The organism is Variovorax sp. CF313 (assembly GCF_000282635.1).
Taxonomy (GTDB): domain Bacteria; phylum Pseudomonadota; class Gammaproteobacteria; order Burkholderiales; family Burkholderiaceae_C; genus Variovorax.
Genome location: NZ_AKIW01000027.1, coordinates 1 through 19,505, shown reverse-complemented (window position 1 = coordinate 19,505; position 19,505 = coordinate 1). Strand labels below are relative to the sequence as shown.

The following is a 19,505-nucleotide window of genomic DNA, read 5'->3' as shown; positions in this document are numbered from 1 at the left end:
GCACCATAGGGGGGCTGTCAGAAATCTGCCGAGGAACCGATCATGAACACCATCGACGCCACCGCGCGATCCGCTGCGCCCGCCGAAGACGACGAGGACGACATGCCCGCCGATGACTTCGAGGAGCAGGATGCCGACGTGTCCGACGACCTGTCGGAGGAAACGGGTATCGACCTCACCGATGCGAGCGAGCTCGATGCAGACAACGTGCCGGCCGACGAGGAATTCGATCGCGTCATGAACGCGCCCGACTGACCTCGCTCGCTCAGGCTGCGTCGCGCCGCGTGATCACCTGTCCGTTGCGTGCCCCGCTGTGCACGCCGGCGCGCCAGGTCACGGCGCCGTTCACGATCACCGCGTCGATGCCTTCGGCCGCCCGCGTCGGCGTTTCGTAGTTCGCTGTGTCGCGCACCGTCGCGGCGTTGAAGATCACCACATCGGCGTGGTGCCCCGGCTTCAGCGTGCCGCGCTCGTGCAGGCCGAAGTTGCGGGCCGTGAGCCCGGTCATCTTCCACACCGCCGTCTCCAGCGGGAACAGGCCGACATCGCGGCTGTAGTGGCCAAGCACGCGTGGGAAGGTGCCCCACAGGCGCGGATGCGGCTTCTCGCCCAGCGGAATGCCGTCGGAGCCGATCATGGTCTCGTCGAAGGCGAGGATGCGCTGCACGTCGTCCTCGTCCATCATGAAGTAGATGGCGCTGCCGGGCTGCAGCCGTTTCGCTGCCTCTTCGCCCGACACGCCCCATTCGGCGGCGATGTCCTTCAGGTCGCGGCCCGCGCACTCGGGATGCGGCACGCTCGACGCGATGAGCACGCGGCCTTCCATCATCCCGCGGTCGGTGCGGATCATGGTGGAACCCGCCGTGTACGGATAGCAGTCGAGCCCGATGCACTGGTGCTGCATCGCCTCCCTGATGAAGGGCAGCGTGACTTTCGTCTTGCCGAAGTTGTGCGTGTTCTGCACCTTGTGATGCGACACCACCACCGGGATGTCGAGCGCGCGGCCGATGTGGAAAGTCTCTTCGAGCGACTCCATCACGCGGTCGCTCTCATCGCGCATGTGCGTCACGTACAGCGCCTTGCGTGCGGTGAGCGGGCGGCCAACCTCGATGATTTCCTCGGTCGTCGCCTTCACGGCGGGCGGGTAGAAGGTGCCGGTCGACATGCCGATGGCGCCGGCCTGCATCGCTTCTTCGACCAGCGCCTGCATGGCTGCGATCTCGCTGTCGTTCGCGGGGCGGTCGAGGTCGGCCATGGCCACGGCGCGCAGGGTCGAGTGGCCGACCATCGCGGCCACGTTCACCGACGACGGCGTGGCGCGCAGCGCGTCGAGGTACGCCGCGAAGCTCGTGAAGCGGCCTTCCGCGGGCGACTCGAGCAGGCTCAGCGGCATGGGCAGGTCCATGTCGGCGCGCAGCGGCGCGGCGCTGATGCCGCAGTTGCCCGCGACCACCGTGGTCACGCCTTGCGACACCTTGAAGGGCATCTGCGCCTGCGAAAGCACGGCCTGATCGTCGTGCGTGTGCGAGTCGATGAAGCCCGGGGCGACGATGCGGCCGGTGGCGTCGATCGTCTGTTCCGCCGTGTGGCCCGCGAGCTTGCCGATGGCGACGATGCGGTCGCCGACGATGCCGATGTCTGCATCGAAGCGCGGCGCCTTGGTGCCGTCGATCACGGTGCCGCCGCGGATCAGAAGTTCGTAGTGAGGTGGCTTTTCGGACACGGGAGAAATCCTTTCTTCAGCGGAAATGGCAGGCGACCAGATGGCTTCCGTTCGCGGACGACGACGGCCGCTCGCCTAGCTCGGGCGCCTTCTCCTTGCACACCGCCTGCGCCATCGGGCAGCGGGTGTGGAAGCGGCAGCCCGAAGGCGGGTTCGCCGGGCTCGGCGGATCGCCCTGCAGCAGCATGCGCCGCGCCGGCGTGCGCGGGTTGGGCACCGGCACGGCCGACAGGAGAATCTCGGTATACGGATGCAGCGGCGCCGAGAACAGCGCGTCGCGGTCGGCGATCTCCACGATGTGGCCGAGGTACATCACCGCCACGCGATGGCTGATGTGCCGCACCACCGCAAGGTCGTGCGCCACGAAGAGATACGCGATGCCGAACTCGGCCTGCAGGTCCATCAGCAGGTTGACGACCTGAGCCTGCACCGACACGTCGAGCGCCGACACCGGCTCGTCGCACACGATCAGCTTCGGGTTCAGCGCCAGCGCCCGCGCGATGCCCAGGCGCTGGCGCTGCCCGCCCGAGAACTCGTGCGGAAATTTCTTCGCCGCTTCCGGCCGAAGGCCCACGCGCGAGAACAGCCACTGCACCCGTTCGCGCCGCTCGGCCGCCGCGCCCGTGCCGAAGTTGCGCATGGGCTCGGCCACGATATCGCCGGCCGTCAGGCGCGGGTTCAGCGAGGCGTACGGGTCCTGGAAGATGATCTGCAGCTGCCGCCGGCGCATGCGCATCTCGTTCGAGGAAAGCGTCAGCAGCTCCTCGCCTTCGAGCTGCACCGAGCCCGCGCTGGGCTCCACCAGCCGCAGCACCGATTTGGCCGTGGTCGTCTTGCCGCAGCCCGATTCGCCCACGAGCGATAGCGTTTCGCCGCGAGCGACGTCGAACGAAACGCCATCCACCGCCTGGATCGGCGGCCGGGCCGGCCGCAGCCAGCGCTTGGGCGTGGTGTAGTGCTTGCGCAGGTTGCGCACCTGCAGCAGCGGTGCGGTCGTTGTTGCTGCTGTCGTCATGCGGCCATCTCCTCGGCGCCGGCCGGTTGTGCCCAGTGTTCCTCGACGGCGAAGCAGGCCACCACGTGGTCGCCCTCCTGCGGCACCAGCTTCGGCGTTTCGGTGCGGCAGCGTTCACGCGCGTGGCTGCAGCGCGCGGCGAACGCGCAGCCCCGGCCCAGCTCGTGCGCGGCCGGCACCAGTCCCGGAATCTCGGTGAGCCGCGTGCTCGCGGTGTTCATCGCGGGCATCGAGGCCATCAGTGCGCGGGTGTAGGGATGCAGCGGGCGGTCGAACAGGTCGATGACGTCGGCTTCTTCCACCTTCTTTCCGGCGTACATGACCACCACGCGGTCGCAGCTCTCGGCCACCACGCCAAGGTCGTGCGTGATCATCACCACGCCCATGCCCAGCTCCTTCTGCAGCCGCTTGATGAGGTCGAGGATCTGCGCCTGGATGGTCACGTCCAGGGCGGTCGTCGGCTCGTCGGCGATCAGCACCTCTGGGTTGCAGGCCAGGGCCAGCGCGATCATCACGCGCTGGCGCATGCCGCCCGAAAGCTGGTGCGGGTACTCGTTCACGCGGCGCTCGGGCTCGGGGATCTGCACCACGCGCAGCATCTCGACCGCGCGCTTCATGGCGTCGGCGCGACTGGCCTTCTGGTGCAGCTGCACCGTCTCTGCGATCTGCCGGCCCACGGTGAGCACCGGGTTCAGCGATGTCATCGGCTCCTGGAAGATCATCGAGATGCGGTTGCCGCGGATCTGCCGCATTTCGCGTTCGCTGAGCTGCATCAGGTCGGTGCCGCGCAGCCGCACGGCGCCCATGTGGCGGCCCGGCGGCGTCGGCACCAGCCGCAGGATCGACAGCGCGGTCACGCTCTTGCCGCAGCCCGATTCGCCGACCACGCCGAGCGTGCGGCCCGCGCGCACGGTGTACGAAACCCCGTCGACCGAGCGCACTACGCCCGCCAGCGTGTGGAAATGGGTGCGCAGGTTGTCGACTTCGAGCAGCGGCTCGCCGGGGGCAAGTGCGGTGTGGGACATGGTGATCGTCATGGCATGCCCTTCACAGTTGCCGCGCCAGGCGCGGGTCCAGCGCATCGCGCAGGCCGTCGCCGAGCAGGTTGATGGCCAGCACCGTGGCCGCCAGCAGCAGGCCCGGGTACAGGATGATGTGGAACGCCACCGCCACGAAGTTGCGGCCCTCGGCCATCATGTTGCCCCAGCTCGGCGTCTGCGACGGCACGCCCACGCCGAGGAACGACAGCGCCGCCTCGGTCAGCACCGCCGCCGCCGCCACGAAGGTGGCCTGCACCACCAGCGGCGCCACGATGTTCGGCAGCACGTGGCGCCGCAGGATCATCGGCAGCCGCGTGCCGACCGCGTGCGCGGCCTCCACATACAGCTGTTCGCGCAGCGTGAGCGCGAGCGAACGCACCAGCCGCACCACGCGCGGAATCTCGGGCACGGTGATGGCGACGATCACCGTCGTCAGGCTGGCGCGCGTCACGGCCATCAGCGCGATGGCCAGCAGGATGCCGGGGATGGCCATGAGCCCGTCCATCACCCGCATGATCGGACCGTCCGCCCAGCGCACGAAGCCCGACACCAGCCCGAGCACGACGCCGAAGAAAGTGGCCAGCACCGCGACCGTGGCACCCACGATCATCGACACCTGTCCGCCCCACACGGCGCGGCTGAACACGTCGCGGCCGAGCGCGTCGGTGCCGAACCAGTGCTCGCCCGACGGCGGCTGCATGCGCATCAGAGGGTCGATGTCCTGCGGGTCGTGCGTGGCGACCCAGGGGGCGCCGATGGAGAGGGCTGCCATCAGGATCAGCAGCAGTGCGCCGATGATCAGCGTCGGGTGTTTGCGCGCCCAGCGCCAGCGCGGCGGCACGAAGGGGGTGTCGCCGTGTGCATCCGGCACCGTGGGGGCGGGCGCGTCGATCTCGCTCATGGGGAGGACCGTGGACATGTTTGTTCAGTACTGGATGCGCGGATCGAACAGGCGGTAGCTCAGGTCGATCAGCAGGTTGATCAGCACGTACACCCCGGCCGACAGCAGCAGCACGCTCTGGATCACCGGGTAGTCGTGGCGCTGCACCGAGTCGATCACCAGCCGGCCTACGCCCGGAATGGCGAACACCGTCTCGGTGACCACCACGCCGCCGATCAGCAGCGCGATGCCCGCGCCCACGGTGGTGGCGATGGGAATGGCCGCGTTGCGCAGCGCATGGCCCAGCACCGGCAGCACGCCCAGGCCCTTGGCGCGGGCGGTGCGGATGTAGTCCTCGTGCAGCACCTCGAGCACGGTGGCGCGCGTCATGCGTGTCACCAGCGCGATGTAGACCAGCGCCAGGTTCACGCAAGGCAGCACCAGCGAGCGCAGCCACTCGCCCGGGCCCTCGGCGAAGCGCACGTAGCCCTGCACCGGAAACCACGGCAGCTGGATCGCGAAGCTGTAGACCAGCAGGTAGCCCACGAGGAACACCGGCACCGAGAAGGCCAGCACCGCGAACAGCATCACCAGCCGGTCGATCCAGCTGCCCGCGCGGTAGGCCGCGAGCGTGCCCAGCGGCACCGAGACCACCAGCGTGATGAGCATCGTCAGTGCGGCGATGGACACGGTCGGCTCCAGCCGCTGACCCAGCAGCTGCGTGACCGGCATCTGCGTGAAGATCGAGGTGCCGAGGTCGCCGGTGAAGAGCTTGCCGATCCACAGCCCGAACTGCTGCCACAGCGGCAGGTTCAGGCCGAGCGCGGCGCGCAGCTTCTCGATGTCTTCGGTCGTGGCGAGGTCGCCCGCGATGAGCGCGGCCGGGTCGCCCGGTGAAAGATGGATCAGCAGGAACACCACCACGGCCACCACCGCCATGACGGGCAGGGTCGCGATGAAGCGTCGAACGATGTAGCCCATGGCGGTGCCCTCGAATCCTTATTGCCTGTCGAGCGCCCAGACTGTCGGCATGCCGGACCACAGCTTGTCCAGCCCCTTCAGGCTGGTGCGCGCCGCGAAGGCGGCCGAGTACTGGCCTGCGTTGATGTAGGGCACGGCCTCGTAGGCGCGGGCCTGGAACGCGTCGAGCAGTTCCTTGCGCTTGGCGGGCACCGTTTCCTTCAGCCATGCGGTGCGGAGTTCGTCCAGTGGCTTGTCGCAGGGCCAGCCGGGCAGGGTGTTGCCGCAGGCCGCGCTCAGGTAGGCGTTGCTGATGGGCGAGTTGGCGTCGAACTCGCCGGCCACGGTGACGTACATGTTCCAGCCGCCGGCATCGCCAGCGTCGCGCTTGGCGCGGCGCGCGCCGATGGAGGCCCAGTCCATGGTCTGGGCGTCGACGTTCAGGCCGATGCTCTTCATGGTCTGCACGGCCATCAGCGCCTCGGCGTTCAGGTAGGGCACGTCGCTGGGTACCAGCAGCACCACCTTCTCGCCCTTGTAGCCGGCGTCGGCGAGCATCTTCTTGGCCTTGGCGACGTCGGCCTTGCGGTAGGGCTCGGCGCCGGCCGCGGTGTCGTTGGGGCTGCCGCAGATGAAGTAGGTGGCGCAGTAGGCCATGCGCATGTCCAGCGGGAAGCCCATGGCCGCCATGAAGCGCTCCTGGCTCACGGCCTGCAGCAGCGCCTGGCGCACCTTCGGGTTGTTGAAGGGCGGATGCAGCTGGTTCATCACCAGGAAGCCCTGGTAGGCGCCGCCGGAGCCGATCTTCACGCCCGTGTCGGTGCGCAGCGGCGCGATGTAGTCGGGCGGCAGCTGCTCGATGATGTCGACCTCGCCGCGCTTGAGGGCGGCCACGGCGCTGTTGGCGTCAGGCAGGTAGAGCCACTCGACGCGATCGAAGCTGCTCTTCTTGCTGCCGGCCAGGCCGCTCGGCGGCTCGCTGCGTGCCACGTAGTTGGGGTTGCGCACGAACACCGCCTTGTTGCCCGGCACCCATTCGTCGCGCTTGAAGACGAAGGGGCCGGAGCCCAGCACTTCGGTGAGCGGCGCGGTGGCCGGCATCTTCGCCAGCCGCTCGGGCAGGACCACCGGCGGAAAGCCCGAGGGCTTGGCCAGCGCGTCGAGCACCATGCCGAAGGGCTCGTTGAGCGTGAGCGTGAAGCTGCGCGCGTCGGTGGCCTTCCACTCGGCACCGCTGGCCGTCATGGCGCGGCCGAGGCTGTCGCGTGCGGCCCAGCGTTGCAGCGAGGCGACCGCGTCGGCCGAGGTGACGGCGCTGCCGTCGGAGAACTTGAGGTTGGGGCGCAGCGTGAAGCTCCACTGCTTGCCGTCCTTCGAGGCGGTGTACTTCTCCACCATCTGCGGCTGCGGCTTGCCGTTCGCGTCCTGCGCGAAGAGCGTGTCGTAGACCATGTAGCCGAAGTTGCGCGAGATGTAGGCGGTGGTGAAGGTCGGGTCGAGGATCTTCAGGTCGGCATGCGCCACCACCTTCAGCGTCTTGGGCTGCGGCGTCTGGGCATGCGCGGGAAGGCTCGCCGCGAAGGCGGTGGAAAGGGCCAAGGCGGCGAGAGCGCCAAGCGTCCGTCGTTTCATCGTCGGTTCTCCGGTGAGGGCAGGCAGCAAAAAAAGAAGGAAGGGCTCAGGCCGCGACGCCGATCGGCCATTTCGGCAGGCGGGCCTTGCGATACGGCAGCGTGTTCAGGTCGAGCGTGACGGCGCCCGGTGCGCCTGCGTAGATGACGTGCTTCGCCACCTTGGAATACGACGCGTAGAAATGCTGGGAAGACTTCACGACGATGATCTTCTTGGCGGCGAGGTCGCAGCCCAGCTGCGTGAAGAGGTCGGTGCCCATCGCCTGGTTGCGCAGGGTGATCAGCACGATCTCGATGCCGTTGGCCTCGACCAGCGCGCTGTCGCCCATCAGCGTGGGCGTGCCGGCCAGGCCGGTCATCACCAGGTCGTGCTTGAGCGCCTTCACGGTGCATTCGACATCGAGCGGGTCGCCCGACAGCGGGCTGATCTTGCCGCCGAGGCGCATCGGCAGCTTCGCGCCCACGCCCGCGTCGAAGGCGATGCGCACCGCGATCGGGTCCCACAGCGGGCCCAGCGCCGCATTGGTGATGCCGCGCTCGACCATGCGGCGCAGGATGAAGGTGGAGTCGCTGGCCGCGCCGCCGCCGGGGTTGTCGGCGCCGTCGGAGATCACCACCGGGCCGCCGTCGAAGGCCAGGGCCTCGTCCAGCGATGCATCGATGCCTGGGTAGTTGACGGTGAGGCCGTCGCGCATGGCGATGACCTCGTCGGCGAGCTGGCGCGCCAGCAGGTCGGCCTGGGCCTTGTCGCCGTCGGTGTAGACCAGCACCTTGGTGCCCATCTCGGGCACGTCGCCCCACGAAAAGCCGTGCGTGAGCGAGACCGAGAGCACGCCGTTCTTGCCCTCGAGCGACTGCATGCGCTCGACGAAGCCGCGCGCCGGCTGGCGCGAGGTGTGGACGGTGACGATCATGTCGCAGTCGACCACCGCGGGCACCGGCCGCACCTTGCCCTCGACCGTGGCGGCGCAGATGTCGACCAGCTCCAGCCCGCGCTCGAGTACGTCGGTGTGCGGGTACTCCTTGAAGGAGATCATCACGTTCGCGTTGGAGATCATCTCCGGCGTGAGGTGGTTGTGCGGGTCGAGCTCCGCGCCGATCACCACGTCGGGGCCGACGATCTGCCGCACGCGCGCCAGCAGGTCGCCCTCGCAGTCGTCGTAGCCGTCGGCCACCATCGCGCCGTGCAGGCCGAGCAGCACCATGTCGACCGGCAGCACCGCGCGCAGGTCGTCGAGCAGCTCGTCGCGCAGCGTCTCATAGGCGTGGCGCGTGGTCGTGCCGCTGGGCTGCGCGCCGGCCACCATGCCTTCGAACAGCGTCCAGCCCTTGTCGGCGCCGCGCATGCGTGCGGCCCACAGCGGGCCCGAGAACAGCGTCATCGCCTCGGGGTGCTTGCCGGCGGGGAAGTAGCCACGGTCCTTGAAGGAGGCGAGGCCTGTCGGCATCGGACCGAAGGTGTTGGTTTCGGTGGCAAGGGAAGCACTGAAGACGCGCATGGTCGGACCTCGTGGGGTGGATTTGTTGTCGGAGGCGGGTCGGGCTCAGCCCGCGGCCGCGCGCAGCCGCTGCGGGCCCAGCATTTCCGCCGTGAGCCCGAAGGAGGCGATGCGCTCGGGCAGCGGCAGCCCGCGCGCCAGCGCGGCGCAGGCCTCGCCCATGGCGGCCGATGTCTGGATGCCGTAGCCGCCCTGCGCGGCCACCCAGAAGAAGCCGGGCACACCGGGTTCGAAGCCGCCGACGAGATCGCCGTCGGCCACGAAGGAACGCAGGCCGGCCCAGGTGCGCGTGGGGCGGCGGATGGCGAGGGTGGTCGCTTCCTCGATGCGATGCATGGCGATGGCGATGTCCATCTCCTCCGGCTGCACGTCCTGCGGCTCGACCGGATCGGCATTGGCCGGTGAGCCGAGCAGCATGCCGGCATCGGGCTTGATGTACCAACCCTCGTTGGCACCGAACACCATGGGCCAGTGCGCCACGCTCTGGCCATCGGGTGGCGCGAAGATGAACGCCGAGCGCCGGCGCGGCTCGATGCCCAGCGGCGGCACGCCGGCCATGCGCGCGATGGTGTCGACCCATGCACCGGCCGCGTTGAGCACCACGGGCGCTTCGTACATCGCGCCGCCGGCTTCCACTCGCCAGCGGTCGCCCACACGTTGAATGGCCGTCACGCCCGCATCGCACACCAGCTTGCCGCCCGCGCGCCGCATGCCGCGCAGATAGCCCTGGTGGATGGCGTGCACGTCCATGTCGGACGCATCAGGCTCGTAGACGGCGCCTTGCACCTGCTCGGGGCGCAAGGCCGGCACCATCTCGCGCGCCTCTTCGCCGCTCAGGCGCGAGGCGCCGGTGTTCATGTCGCGCAGCACCTGCCAGTGGGCTTCGAGCTCGGCCATGTGGTCGGCGCCCGCGACCATCATCGCGCCGCGGGGCGTGAGCAGCGGGTGCTCGCTGAAGCCTTCGGGCGGGTGTTCGAGGAAGGCCCGGCTCGCCATGGTGAGGGCACGCACCTGCGCGGTGCCGTAGCTTTCCATGAAGAGGGCGGCGGAGCGGCCGGTGGAGTGGTAGCCGGGTTGCGATTCGCGTTCGAGAAGGATCACGCGGGCGTGCGGCGCGAGCCAGTGGGCCACCGAGGCCCCGGCGATGCCGCCGCCGATCACGAGGAAGTCAGCCACGATGGGCTCTGCAGTGCTGGAAGTCATCGACGAAAAGTGTAGGAAGAATTTTGCGGATACGCAAATTAATTCAGAGATGCCAAGGGGAAACCATGATGCACCGTGCTGGTGAAATTTGCGTTCACGCAATTTGCGTATACGCAACTTTCGCGCCTGAGTCACGCGGGTTGGCATGGATGGCGCGCGCCCCGGCTGGCAGAATCTCCGGCACCACAGGAGAAAGCCAAGCGTGAATCCACACACAGGGACCAAGACGGGAGCGAAGCCCGGGGACGAGCCGCCCACGCTGGACCGCGCCACCTTCGGCAACCGCCTGCGCACCGCGCGCAAGCGCTTCGGCTGGACGCTGGCGCAGCTCGCGGAGCGCTCGGGCGTGTCGATCACCACCATCTCGCGCGCCGAGCGCGGCCAGCTCGCGCTGGGCTACGAGAACTTCACGGCGCTGGGCCGCGCGCTGGAGATGGACATGAACGCCATGTTCGCGGGCGCCGGCGTCAAGCCCGCGCAGCTCGACGGGCCGGTGGTCACGCGCGCGGGCAAGGGCGTGGTCTACAAGGGGCTTTCCATCGCCTACGAGTTCCTCGGCACCACCGCGGCGGGCAAGCAGATGAGCCCCATCGTCGGCACGGTGCATGCGCGAAAGATCCACGGCCCGGAAGACTTCGTGCGGCACGGCGGCGAGGAGTTCGCCTATGTGCTGTCGGGCGAGATCGAGGTGCACTTCGACAACGGCGAGGTGGTGCGCATGGCCAAGGGCGACTCGCTGTACTTCGACAGCCGCCTGGGCCACGCCTACATCAGCGTGAGCCGCCAGCTTGCGCGCATCGTGGGCATGACCATCGGCGAGAGCGGGCACATGCAATCTGCGCGCGAGGCGCCTGCGTTGAAGGCGCCTCGCAAGACCGGGGCCGCGAAGAAGACCGCGGCTCGCGCCAAGCGCTGAGCAGCGTTCTCGCACGGCGCCGGGTGTCTCCGATTTGCGCGCGGCCGGCGCCTTGCCCCGCTATGCTCGCCGCCGCCGAGAAGGCGCAGCCCGCCGTGATCGACAACCTCAAGGAGATGGTGCTGATCGATTCGGGCAGCCTCAACGTCGAGGGCCTGCTCAAGATGGCTGACGTGGTGGAAGGGCGGTTGAAGGCCGCCGGCTTCAAGACCGAGCGCCGCAAGGCCACGGCCGGCGCGGGCGCCGACCTCGTCATCGGCACCCTCAAGGGCACGGGCAAGCGCAAGATCATGCTGCAGGGTCACATGGACACGGTGTACGCGCCCGGCATCCTGAACAGCCAGCCCTACAAGGTCGACGGCAACCGCATCTACGGCCCCGGCATCGCCGACGACAAGGGCGGCCTCGCGGTGATACTGGCGTCGCTGAAGATCCTGGCCGACGCCGGCTGGCGCGACTACGACACGCTCACCGTGCTGATGAATCCCGACGAGGAAGTGGGCTCGGTCGGCTCCGGCGAACTGATCGCCACCATGGCCGACCAGCACGACACGGTGCTGTCTTTTGAACCGACGGTGGCGAAATCGGTGGCCAAGGGCGAGTCGCTGCTCCTGGGCGCGGCCGGCATCGCACAGGCAACGATGGAGGTGAAGGGCCGCGCCGCGCATGCCGGTGCCGCGCCCGAACTGGGCCGCAACGCGCTGTACGAACTGTCGTACCAGATGCTGCAGACCAGGGACCTCGCCAAGGACATTCCCGGCGTGACGCTCAATTGGACCGTGGCACGCGCTACCGGCCCCATCAACCAGATCACCGAGAAGGCGCAGGCGCTGGGCGACATCCGCATCACGCAGCCGGGCGCCGAGAAGAAGCTCAACGAAGCGCTGCAGGCCAAGATCGCCGCCGGCAAGCTGATTCCCGACACCGAGACCACGGTGAAGGTGGAAGTGGGCCGCCCGGCCTTCATCGCGGGCGACAAGGGCCGCGCGCTGGCCGAGAAGGCGCAGGCCATCTACAAGGAAATCGACCGCGAGCTCGCGCTGACGCCGACGACCGGCGGCGGCACCGATGCGGGCTACGCGGGCCGTTCGGGCAAGGCAACGGTGGTCGAGAGCTTCGGCCTCGCGGGCTTCGGCTATCACGCACGCGACGAGTACATCGAAGTCGATTCGATCGTGCCGCGCATCTACCTCGTCACGCGGCTGCTGACCGAAATCGGCAAGAACTGACAGGTTCTGAAAAGAGCCGGCATGCGTTAGCCGGCTCGCCGCTCAGGGACGCTCTTGCGGCTGCCCTGGTTCGCCGTGACGGGGCGGGCGATGGGCCGCTGCTGCTGCTGCCGCCGCGGCCACGCGCTGTTGTTGCTGTTGCGCCTGTCGCTGGGCGTGCTGCTGCGCTGCCTGCTGTTGCTGCGCCTGTTGTTGTTGGCGTTGCTGTTGCATCTGCATCGCCCGTTGCTGCTGTTGCTGGTGCGCGGCTTGCTGTTGCGCCTGTTGCTGGCGCATCTGCTCCATCTGTGCCTGCTGCTGCTGCTGGCGCGCTTGGTTCTGCGCCTGTTGCTGCTGTTCCCGTTGGTGCTGGATCTGGGCCTGTTGTTGCTGCTGTTGCAGCTGTTGCTGGTGCGCCTGCTGCTGACGCATTTGCTCCATCTGTGCCTGCTGCTGCTGGCGTGCTTGGTTCTGCGCCTGTTGTTGCTGCTGTTCCCGTTGGTGCTGGACCTGCGCCTGTTGTTGCTGTTGCTGCAACTGGGCCTGCTGCTGCGCTCGCGCTTGCTGTTGTGCCTGCTGTTGTTGCTGCATCTGCTGGCGTCTTGACTGCTCCAACTGCGCCTGTTGCTGCTGCTGCTGTGCTCCCGGCGGTTGGCCCGCGAGGCGCGCCGGCGGGTGCTGCTGCTGATGCGCCTGTTGTTCTGCCTGCTGCGCTTGTTGTCGACGCAATTGGTCCTGCTGCTGTTGCTGCGCGTGAAGCTGCTGCGCCTGTTGTTGTTGTTGCGCCTGTTGCTGCGAGCGCTGCTGCGCCTGTTGCTGCATCTGCTGCTGGCGAAGCAGGGCCTCCTGCTGGCGGGCCTGCTGTTGTTGCTGCTGGGCCAGCGCGGCTTGCTGCTGCATCTGCTGTTGCTGCTGCGGCGCGAAGCCCGGAGCGGCCGCGAAGTTGGGTGCCGCGGCGCCGGCCGGCAGCCCGCGCGGTGCGCCGCCGTTGTTGTTGTAGACGGTGCGCACGTCGTTCACGTTGTTGACCACCGTGGTCGAGCGCGAGATGTAGGTGTTGTTGTTGTAGACCACGGCCGGGCGGTAGGCCGGGGGCGGGGGGGCGCCACGGTCTCGGACGTGCCAACCCGGCGCGCCCCAGTTCATGTTCCACGAATGCCAGCCCCAGTCGTGCCGCTCCAGCGCGGCACCGACCACCACGCCAGCGCCGAACGCGAGCACGCCGGCCGTAATCATCTGGCCCTGGCTGTAGCCCGGCGCCACCTCGACCGGCGGCGCATACGCATAGCCGGGGTACACCGGCTGCGGCGTGCCGTAGATCACCTGCGGGTCATAGGCCGGCACATACACCACGTCGGGCTGCACGGGCTCGATGGTGATGTATTGCGGCGGCGGTTCGATCACCGCGGGGCCGCTGTAGTACGCGGCTTGTGAATCGGGCGCGGGCGCGTAGTTCTGGGGCGTCGCCGCGCTGACCACGCGCAGCTTGTCGTTGTTCTTGAGCCGGCCGGCCTTGGCCGCGCGTTGCCGCATGACCTGGATCGCGTTCATCACGTCGGTCGGGTCGTTGTAGTAGGCCTTGCCCAGCGACTCGGTCCACGGGATGTTGGCGGCCATCTGGTCGACCACGCTGCGGAAGGCGGTGAGCGACTTCACGCTAGGGTCCCAGGGCTGCTGGTTGGCCGCATCGGCCAGCGGTCCGGCCTTGAGGCCGCGGTTCTGCGCGAGCCAGTCGTGCGCGGCGGTGATCTGCTCGGGGTAGGTGGCGCCGGCCAGGATCTGCGCGACCAGCTTGTCGGGGTACAGCGCAATGGGCGCGACCATCTGGTAGAGCTGGTCGGCCGAGGGTGGCACATAGGCCACTGGCACGGCTGCAGGCGCGTTGTTCTGCGGCACCGACGGCGCGGGAATGGACGATGCGGCGGGGTCGACGGCGGCGGTTGGCGTGCTGGTTGGCTTGTCGCAGCTTGCGATGGCGAGTGCGCCGATGCACACCGAAATCGTCAGGAGGCGCGGGACCGTTGGGCGATGGGTTTTTGTCATCTGGAGTTCCATGTGGGCGCCGGCGTCGGCCCGGAACTCTTTCAACGGTGCGCGGCGGCAGGCGATGACAAAGCCTGCGCCCCGGATGCAACGGTCTGTGTCGGTTCTGCGCGGTCAAGCCTGTCGGCGCAGAACCACACGGCCAGGAGGCCGCTGCCTTGCTGCGGCTACTTGGCGCCGCCCGTGTACTTGGTGACGCTGGTGGCACTCACGTGATAGCCGCTCACGCCCATCATCGAATCGTTGCGCAGGGTCTGCAGCTTGCCGGTGACCCATACCGTGTCCATGGCGCGGAACTTGGCGCCCTTCTGCGGCACCACGTGCAGGATCTGGTTGGCCGGCGGCGGCGGCGTGTGGATGCAGGCGCCGAAGTAAGGCACCAGCAGGAACTCGGTGACTTCGCCCTTGGCCTCTTCGAGCGGCACGATGAAGCCGGGGATCCTGACTTCGGTGCCGTTCATCGCGGGATTGGTCGGCGCGTTGTTCGACACCTCCTGCATCTTCATGAGCATCTCGTTGGCGCGCGGGTCGCCGTCGTCGAGCGCGCTCAGGTCCATGCCCTTGAATTCCTTCGCCGGGTCCCAGTCCTTGGGCACCAGTTCTTCCCAGGTGATCTGGCGCGGCTGGCCCGGCACGGCCTTGGGCGCGGCTGGCGTTGCCTTGCCACCCAGCGGGTTGGTGGCGGTGGTGTCCTTGGGTGCAGGCTCCACGGCCCAGGCGGCGGCGGCAAGGCCGGTGCCTGCGAGCAGCATCGAAAGCCGGATGAAAGCTTTGCTTTTGGACGTCGTGTGTGCGATGGGCATGATTCAAATTCTCGGTGAGAGGCCGTCGGCAAGGGAGAGGCGGTAGGCGCGGATGCCGGGCAAGAGGCTTGCCAGCCATCCGGCCGCCAGCAGGCTTGCCATCAGCAGCCATTCGTTCAGTGTAGGTTCCGAGAGGCTCAGTGTCAGTCCGAACTGCGACTGCAGCCATGGCGAGAGCAGGGTGATGCCCAGCACAGCCATCACCACGCCGAAGGCCACGCCGAGCACGGTGACCATCGCGCCTTCGAGCGCGAGCAGCGCCAGCACATGGCGCAGGCCAGCGCCCACGGCGCGCAGCACGGCGAGTTCGCGGCGGCGTTCGTTGAGGCCGGCCATCACCACCGAGACCAGCCCCGCGAGGCTGACCAGCGCGACCAGCGCGGACATCAGCAGCAGCGCGTTCTCGCCGATGCCGATCACGCTCCACAACTCGTCGAGCGCCACGCCGGGCAGGATGGCCATCAGCGGTTCGCCGGTATAGGTCGAGATCCATCGCTGCAAGCCGAACACCGCGGCGCGGTTCTTCAGGCCCACCAGCGCGGCCGTCACGTTCTTGGGCGTGAGGTCGAACTTGCGCACCTGCTCGGCCGGAATGTGCACGCCCGGCATCGGCGCGCCGCCCACCCATTCGAGGTGGATGGCCTCCATCGCGGCGAGGCCGATGTGCACCGTGCGGTCGACCGGCGTGCCGGTGCGCGCGAGCACGCCCACCACGGTGAAGGGCTTGTCCGCATGCTCGGCCACGTTGAGTTCGCCGCTGCCGTGGGCGAGGGTGATCTTCTGGCCCACGCGGTAGCCGAGCTTGTCGGCCACTTCGGCGCCCACCACCGCATCGAACAGCTCGCTGAAGGGCTTGCCTTCGCGCAGCTTCAGCGTCTGCCTGTCGCCGTAGCGGAAGTGCGTGAAGTAGTCGGTGGACGTGGCCAGCACCGCGAAGCCGCGGTGCGAATCGCCGAGCGACAGCGGCACCACCCAGTCGACACCCGGGTGCGCGGACAGGGCCTGCACGCTCTTCCACGAGATGTTGTTGGTGGCCGCGCCGATGCGGAACACCGAGTACAGCAGCAACTGCGTCGAGCCGGTGCGCGCGCCCACGATCAGGTCGGTGCCCGAGACGGACGATGAGAAGTTCTCGCGCAGCTCGGTGCGGATGCGTTCGACACCCAGAAGAAGAAAGGTCGACAGTGCGATCGAGAACACGGTGAGCGCGAGCGTGAAGCGCCGGTTCCAGGCGCTGTGCCATGCAATGGAGAAGAGTGCCTTCATGCGTCCACCGCCATCGCGCTGGTGGCCGCACGGTTGATCTCGGGCAGCAGCACATGCCGCGCGAAGCGCTGCGCGATGCGCTGGTCGTGGCTCACGAACACCAGCGCGCTGTGGTGCTCGGCGCAGGCCGTCAGCAGCACGTCGAGGAAGGCTTCGCGCCGGTCTTCGTCGAGCGCGGAGGTGGGCTCGTCGGCAATCACCACCTCGGGCTGGCCGATGAGTGCGCGCGCGGCGGCCACGCGCTGTTGCTGCCCGACCGACAGCTGAACGGCCTGGCGCTTCCACAGATTGCGGTCGAGGCCCATCTGGTCGAGCAGGTGCTCGGCCTCGTCGCGCGAGCTGCCGTTGCGCGATGCATTCGCCTCGCGCCGCTGCGAGAAGCGGCAGGGCAGCAGCACGTTGTCGATCACGCTCAGGTACGGCAGCAGGTTGAACTGCTGGAAGATGTAGCCCACATGGGCCACGCGGCTGCGGTCGCGTGCGGCGCCCGAGAGCTTCGACCAGTCGTGCCCGAGCAGCGTGACCCGGCCTTCGTCGGCCACCAGCACGCCGGCCAGCAGCGACAGCAGCGTGCTCTTGCCGCAGCCGCTCGGGCCGTGCAGGAACACCGATTCGCCCGCGGTGATGCGAAAGGCCTCGATGTCGATGCACGGTTTCTTCACGCGGGGCCATGCGAAGCGCAATGCTTCGGCTGCGAGCACGACGCGCAAGGGCGACGGCTCGGCCTGCAGGGAGGTACTCACAGCTTTACTTGCCCCAGCTCAGGCGGACGGGCTGGGCGGCTTGCGCACCGGCAGGGCGCTTCAGCTGGCGCTTGAACTGTCCCTGCGCCGTGGCAATCTGCGAGTCGATCTGGCGCAAGCCTTTGAATGCACCGAACAGGTTGAGGTCGATGAACTTCGCGGCGGCCGCGTTGGTGCAGTTGAAGGAGAAGGTGGCGTCGAGGTCGGCGTGGCCGACGGGCTCGGCGGGGTCGGGGTTGCCCAGGCCCAGCGCGCCTGAGCGCAGGTCGACTGGTCCGAGCTTGCAGTTGGCGGCGGGGTCGACGATGAAGAGCTTGTCGGCCGCACGCAACTGGGCGACGGCCTCTTCGACGAGCTTCTTCTCGGCATCGGTCTTGGGTGCGCGTTCGAAGCCGATGATGTTGTCCAGGGGCGACTCCATGTCGATCACCACCGTGGGGCCGTCGACGGCCACGTCGAGCTTGAGCTGGCCGTGCACGTGGGCGTGCTGCTGCTGGGCCTGTGCCGGGAGGAACGGGGCCGCCGCGAAGAGCGCGGCGGCGATTGCGAGTCCCGCGGTGCGTTGGAAGCTCCGGAATGGTCGACTCGTCGTCATCAATGTCATGGTTCAGCGCCTTGCCGGGTCGGCAGCCCCGGCGTGTTGCTCCATTCGCTCCAGCTGCCGGCATAGAGCGCGGTCGTCCCGAACCCCGCGATCTGCATGGCGAGCAGATTCGGCACGGCGCTCACGCCGCTGCCGCAATGGTGGACGACGGTCGCCGCTTCGCGTCCCGCGAGCAGCGCTTCGAACTCGGCACGCAATTGCGATGCCGGCTTGAATTTGCCGTCGGGGCCGAGGTTGTCGGCGAAGGGCCGGTTGAGGGCCCCGGGGATGTGACCGGCAATCGGGTCCAGAGGTTCCACCTCGCCGCGGTAACGTGCGCCAGCGCGTGCATCGATCAGGTTCTGGTCAGGCTGGCCGAGCCGGCGCACCACGGTGTCGGTGGTCACGAGCTTCGCGATGGGCTCGCCCGCGACGAAGTTCGACTGGAAGCGCGCGGGCTCCTCGCGGTCGGTGACTTCGCCGCCCGCGGCCTGCCAGGCCTGCAGGCCGCCGTCGAGCACGGCCACAGCCTCGTGGCCCATCCACTTGAGCATCCACCACAGGCGGCCACAGTAGTTGGCGCCGTTGCGGTCGTACACCACGGCCTGCATGCCGTTGGCGAAGCCGATGCTCGACAGCCACGCCGCGAACTTTTCGCGGCTGGGCAGCGGGTGGCGCCCGCCCGATGCGGGCACGCCGTCTTCCTGCGCCACCACCACCTCGCCGTGTGCACCCGGGACGCCGTGCCTGGCGCTGAGGTCGGTGTCGAGGTTGGCGTACAGGGCGCCCGGAATGTGGGCGGCGGCGTACTGCTGTGCGCCCGCTTCGGGCTTCATGAGGTCGAAGCTGCAGTCGAACACCATCAAGGGCGTGTCGCCCGCTTGCAATTGCTGGAGTTGTTCGACGGAGATGAGGGTGGTGTACATGGCGTGTGCTCCTTCGAAATCGAGAATGTATTTATGTCGTTCAGTGCTCTTCGGCCGGCGCCTTGGGCACCGCCCGCTGTCGCAACACGGTTGCAGCAATGCCGCTCGCGATGATGAGCGCCATCCCGGCCCAGCCGGTGGCATCGATGCGGTCGTTGAACAGCACCACGCTGTAGAACGCAGCAAACACGATGCCCGAATACTGCAGGTTGGCCACCACCAGCGTACCGGCTGCGGTCTTGGCGGTTGCGTAGGCGCGGGTCATGCAGAGTTGTCCGAGGGCGGCCAGCAAGCCAATGGGCAGCAGCCACAGCGCATGCTGCCACGTCCATGCACCGCCGTCCGAAAACCCGGTGGTCGCCGTGGCAATGCCACCGGCCACGGCCGAGCCCACCGCGAAGTAGAAGACCGTGCGAAGTTCGGGCTCGCCGATGCGCGACAGCGCCACCACCTGCATGTAGGCAAAGGCGGCCGTGAGGCCCGACAGCAGGCCCAGCATGCCCGCGAAGCCTTCGTTGGCGTTGACGCTGGGCTTGAGCATCAGCACCACGCCCGCGAAACCCGCCAGCACGGTCAGCACCAGCGCGCCCTGCAGCGGCGGGCGTTCCACGCGCCCGTCGCGCCCGGGCACCGGCACCCACGCCAGCAGCGAACCGCCGACGAGGAAGGCCGCGACCCACACGCTGCTCATGTAGTTGAGCGTGACGGCGGTGGCCAGCGGCATGTGGGCGATGGCATAGAACCACGCGCCCAGCGAGACCACGCCGATGGTGCTGCGCCAGGCGTGCATGCCGGGGTAGCGGGTGGCCAGGGAGACGCCGCGGTTGCGGGCCAGGAGCCAGAGGAAGACGATGCCGATGAGGCCGCGGCCCAGCACCATCTCACCGCTGTTGAACCACGCCGAGGCCACCTTGACGACCACGCTCATCGTGGCGAACAAAAAGGCGCCGAGCACCATCCAGAGCGCTTGCACTATCTACTCTCCCCCAGGCTTCGCGCACTTCGTGTCGCTTCTCCTACCCCCTCACCGGGGGCAACACCAGCGGCCCGGCAAAGCCGGTTCCGC

The 19,505-nt window shown here is 68.3% G+C and carries 18 protein-coding genes; 3 read left to right on the top strand and 15 right to left on the bottom strand.

Annotated features, from left to right (window positions below):
- Nucleotides 1-42: 42 nt before the first annotated feature.
- Nucleotides 43-255 carry a hypothetical protein gene (locus PMI12_RS08755; RefSeq protein WP_007831182.1) on the top strand — a complete coding sequence of 71 codons (213 nt, stop codon included), beginning with the start codon at nt 43-45 and terminating at the stop codon, nt 253-255.
- A gap of 10 nt (nt 256-265) precedes the next feature.
- On the opposite strand, the gene PMI12_RS08750 is transcribed toward PMI12_RS08755, so the two are convergent.
- The 8 genes from PMI12_RS08750 to PMI12_RS08715 are packed head-to-tail and all read right to left on the bottom strand — an operon-like array spanning nt 266 to nt 9,951.
- A complete protein-coding gene (locus tag PMI12_RS08750) occupies nt 266-1,723 on the bottom strand; it encodes an N-acyl-D-amino-acid deacylase family protein (RefSeq protein WP_007831174.1) in 1,458 nt (485 codons plus the stop codon).
- A 16-nt stretch (nt 1,724-1,739) separates the two neighbouring features.
- On the bottom strand, nt 1,740-2,738 hold the full coding sequence (locus PMI12_RS08745) for an ABC transporter ATP-binding protein (protein ID WP_007831172.1): 999 nt from the start codon (nt 2,736-2,738) through the stop codon (nt 1,740-1,742).
- Complete coding sequence (locus PMI12_RS08740) at nt 2,735-3,775, bottom strand: ABC transporter ATP-binding protein (protein ID WP_007831171.1); 1,041 nt, start codon at nt 3,773-3,775, stop codon at nt 2,735-2,737. The genes PMI12_RS08745 and PMI12_RS08740 overlap by 4 nt, the downstream gene beginning before the upstream one ends.
- Nucleotides 3,776-3,785: 10 nt before the next feature.
- Nucleotides 3,786-4,679 (bottom strand): ABC transporter permease, encoded by an 894-nt coding sequence (locus PMI12_RS08735; RefSeq protein ID WP_007831169.1) that lies wholly within the window; start codon nt 4,677-4,679, stop codon nt 3,786-3,788.
- A gap of 24 nt (nt 4,680-4,703) precedes the next feature.
- Nucleotides 4,704-5,639 carry an ABC transporter permease gene (locus tag PMI12_RS08730; RefSeq protein WP_007831166.1) on the bottom strand — a complete coding sequence of 312 codons (936 nt, stop codon included), beginning with the start codon at nt 5,637-5,639 and terminating at the stop codon, nt 4,704-4,706.
- A gap of 18 nt (nt 5,640-5,657) precedes the next feature.
- Complete coding sequence (locus tag PMI12_RS08725; RefSeq protein ID WP_007831152.1) at nt 5,658-7,250, bottom strand: ABC transporter substrate-binding protein; 1,593 nt, start codon at nt 7,248-7,250, stop codon at nt 5,658-5,660.
- 46 nt (nt 7,251-7,296) lie between these two features.
- A complete protein-coding gene (locus tag PMI12_RS08720) occupies nt 7,297-8,748 on the bottom strand; it encodes a M81 family metallopeptidase (RefSeq protein WP_007831150.1) in 1,452 nt (483 codons plus the stop codon).
- Between the two features lie 45 nt (nt 8,749-8,793).
- Nucleotides 8,794-9,951 carry an NAD(P)/FAD-dependent oxidoreductase gene (locus tag PMI12_RS08715; RefSeq protein ID WP_007831149.1) on the bottom strand — a complete coding sequence of 386 codons (1,158 nt, stop codon included), beginning with the start codon at nt 9,949-9,951 and terminating at the stop codon, nt 8,794-8,796.
- Between the two features lie 202 nt (nt 9,952-10,153).
- Here PMI12_RS08715 and PMI12_RS08710 point away from each other — a divergent pair, with 202 nt between their 5' ends.
- Together PMI12_RS08710 and PMI12_RS08705 are read left to right on the top strand one after the other, a co-directional pair.
- Nucleotides 10,154-10,867 (top strand): helix-turn-helix domain-containing protein, encoded by a 714-nt coding sequence (locus PMI12_RS08710; RefSeq protein ID WP_007831148.1) that lies wholly within the window; start codon nt 10,154-10,156, stop codon nt 10,865-10,867.
- A 23-nt stretch (nt 10,868-10,890) separates the two neighbouring features.
- Complete coding sequence (locus tag PMI12_RS08705; protein ID WP_272943557.1) at nt 10,891-12,096, top strand: M20/M25/M40 family metallo-hydrolase; 1,206 nt, start codon at nt 10,891-10,893, stop codon at nt 12,094-12,096.
- A gap of 42 nt (nt 12,097-12,138) precedes the next feature.
- On the opposite strand, the gene PMI12_RS08700 is transcribed toward PMI12_RS08705, so the two are convergent.
- The 7 genes from PMI12_RS08700 to PMI12_RS08670 all read right to left on the bottom strand — a co-directional run bounded on the left by PMI12_RS08700 (nt 12,139) and on the right by PMI12_RS08670 (nt 19,397).
- Complete coding sequence (locus PMI12_RS08700) at nt 12,139-14,118, bottom strand: DUF3300 domain-containing protein (protein WP_007831146.1); 1,980 nt, start codon at nt 14,116-14,118, stop codon at nt 12,139-12,141.
- A gap of 167 nt (nt 14,119-14,285) precedes the next feature.
- Nucleotides 14,286-14,921, bottom strand: a complete 636-nt coding sequence (locus PMI12_RS08695) for a DUF3299 domain-containing protein (protein ID WP_007831145.1) — start codon at nt 14,919-14,921, stop codon at nt 14,286-14,288.
- A gap of 3 nt (nt 14,922-14,924) precedes the next feature.
- Nucleotides 14,925-16,187 carry an ABC transporter permease gene (locus PMI12_RS08690; RefSeq protein WP_007831144.1) on the bottom strand — a complete coding sequence of 421 codons (1,263 nt, stop codon included), beginning with the start codon at nt 16,185-16,187 and terminating at the stop codon, nt 14,925-14,927.
- The gene (locus PMI12_RS08685; RefSeq protein ID WP_042673075.1) at nt 16,184-16,930 is read right to left on the bottom strand and encodes an ABC transporter ATP-binding protein; all 747 of its coding nucleotides are present in this window, start codon (nt 16,928-16,930) and stop codon (nt 16,184-16,186) included. Before PMI12_RS08685 ends, PMI12_RS08690 begins: the two co-directional genes overlap by 4 nt.
- Before the next feature lie 4 nt (nt 16,931-16,934).
- Nucleotides 16,935-17,534, bottom strand: coding sequence for a DUF2796 domain-containing protein (locus tag PMI12_RS08680; RefSeq protein WP_007831140.1), 600 nt, complete (start codon nt 17,532-17,534; stop codon nt 16,935-16,937).
- Nucleotides 17,531-18,439 carry a sulfurtransferase gene (locus tag PMI12_RS08675; protein ID WP_007831138.1) on the bottom strand — a complete coding sequence of 303 codons (909 nt, stop codon included), beginning with the start codon at nt 18,437-18,439 and terminating at the stop codon, nt 17,531-17,533. Before PMI12_RS08675 ends, PMI12_RS08680 begins: the two co-directional genes overlap by 4 nt.
- A 40-nt stretch (nt 18,440-18,479) precedes the next feature.
- Nucleotides 18,480-19,397 (bottom strand): DMT family transporter, encoded by a 918-nt coding sequence (locus tag PMI12_RS08670; RefSeq protein ID WP_007831137.1) that lies wholly within the window; start codon nt 19,395-19,397, stop codon nt 18,480-18,482.
- Nucleotides 19,398-19,505: the final 108 nt, after the last annotated feature.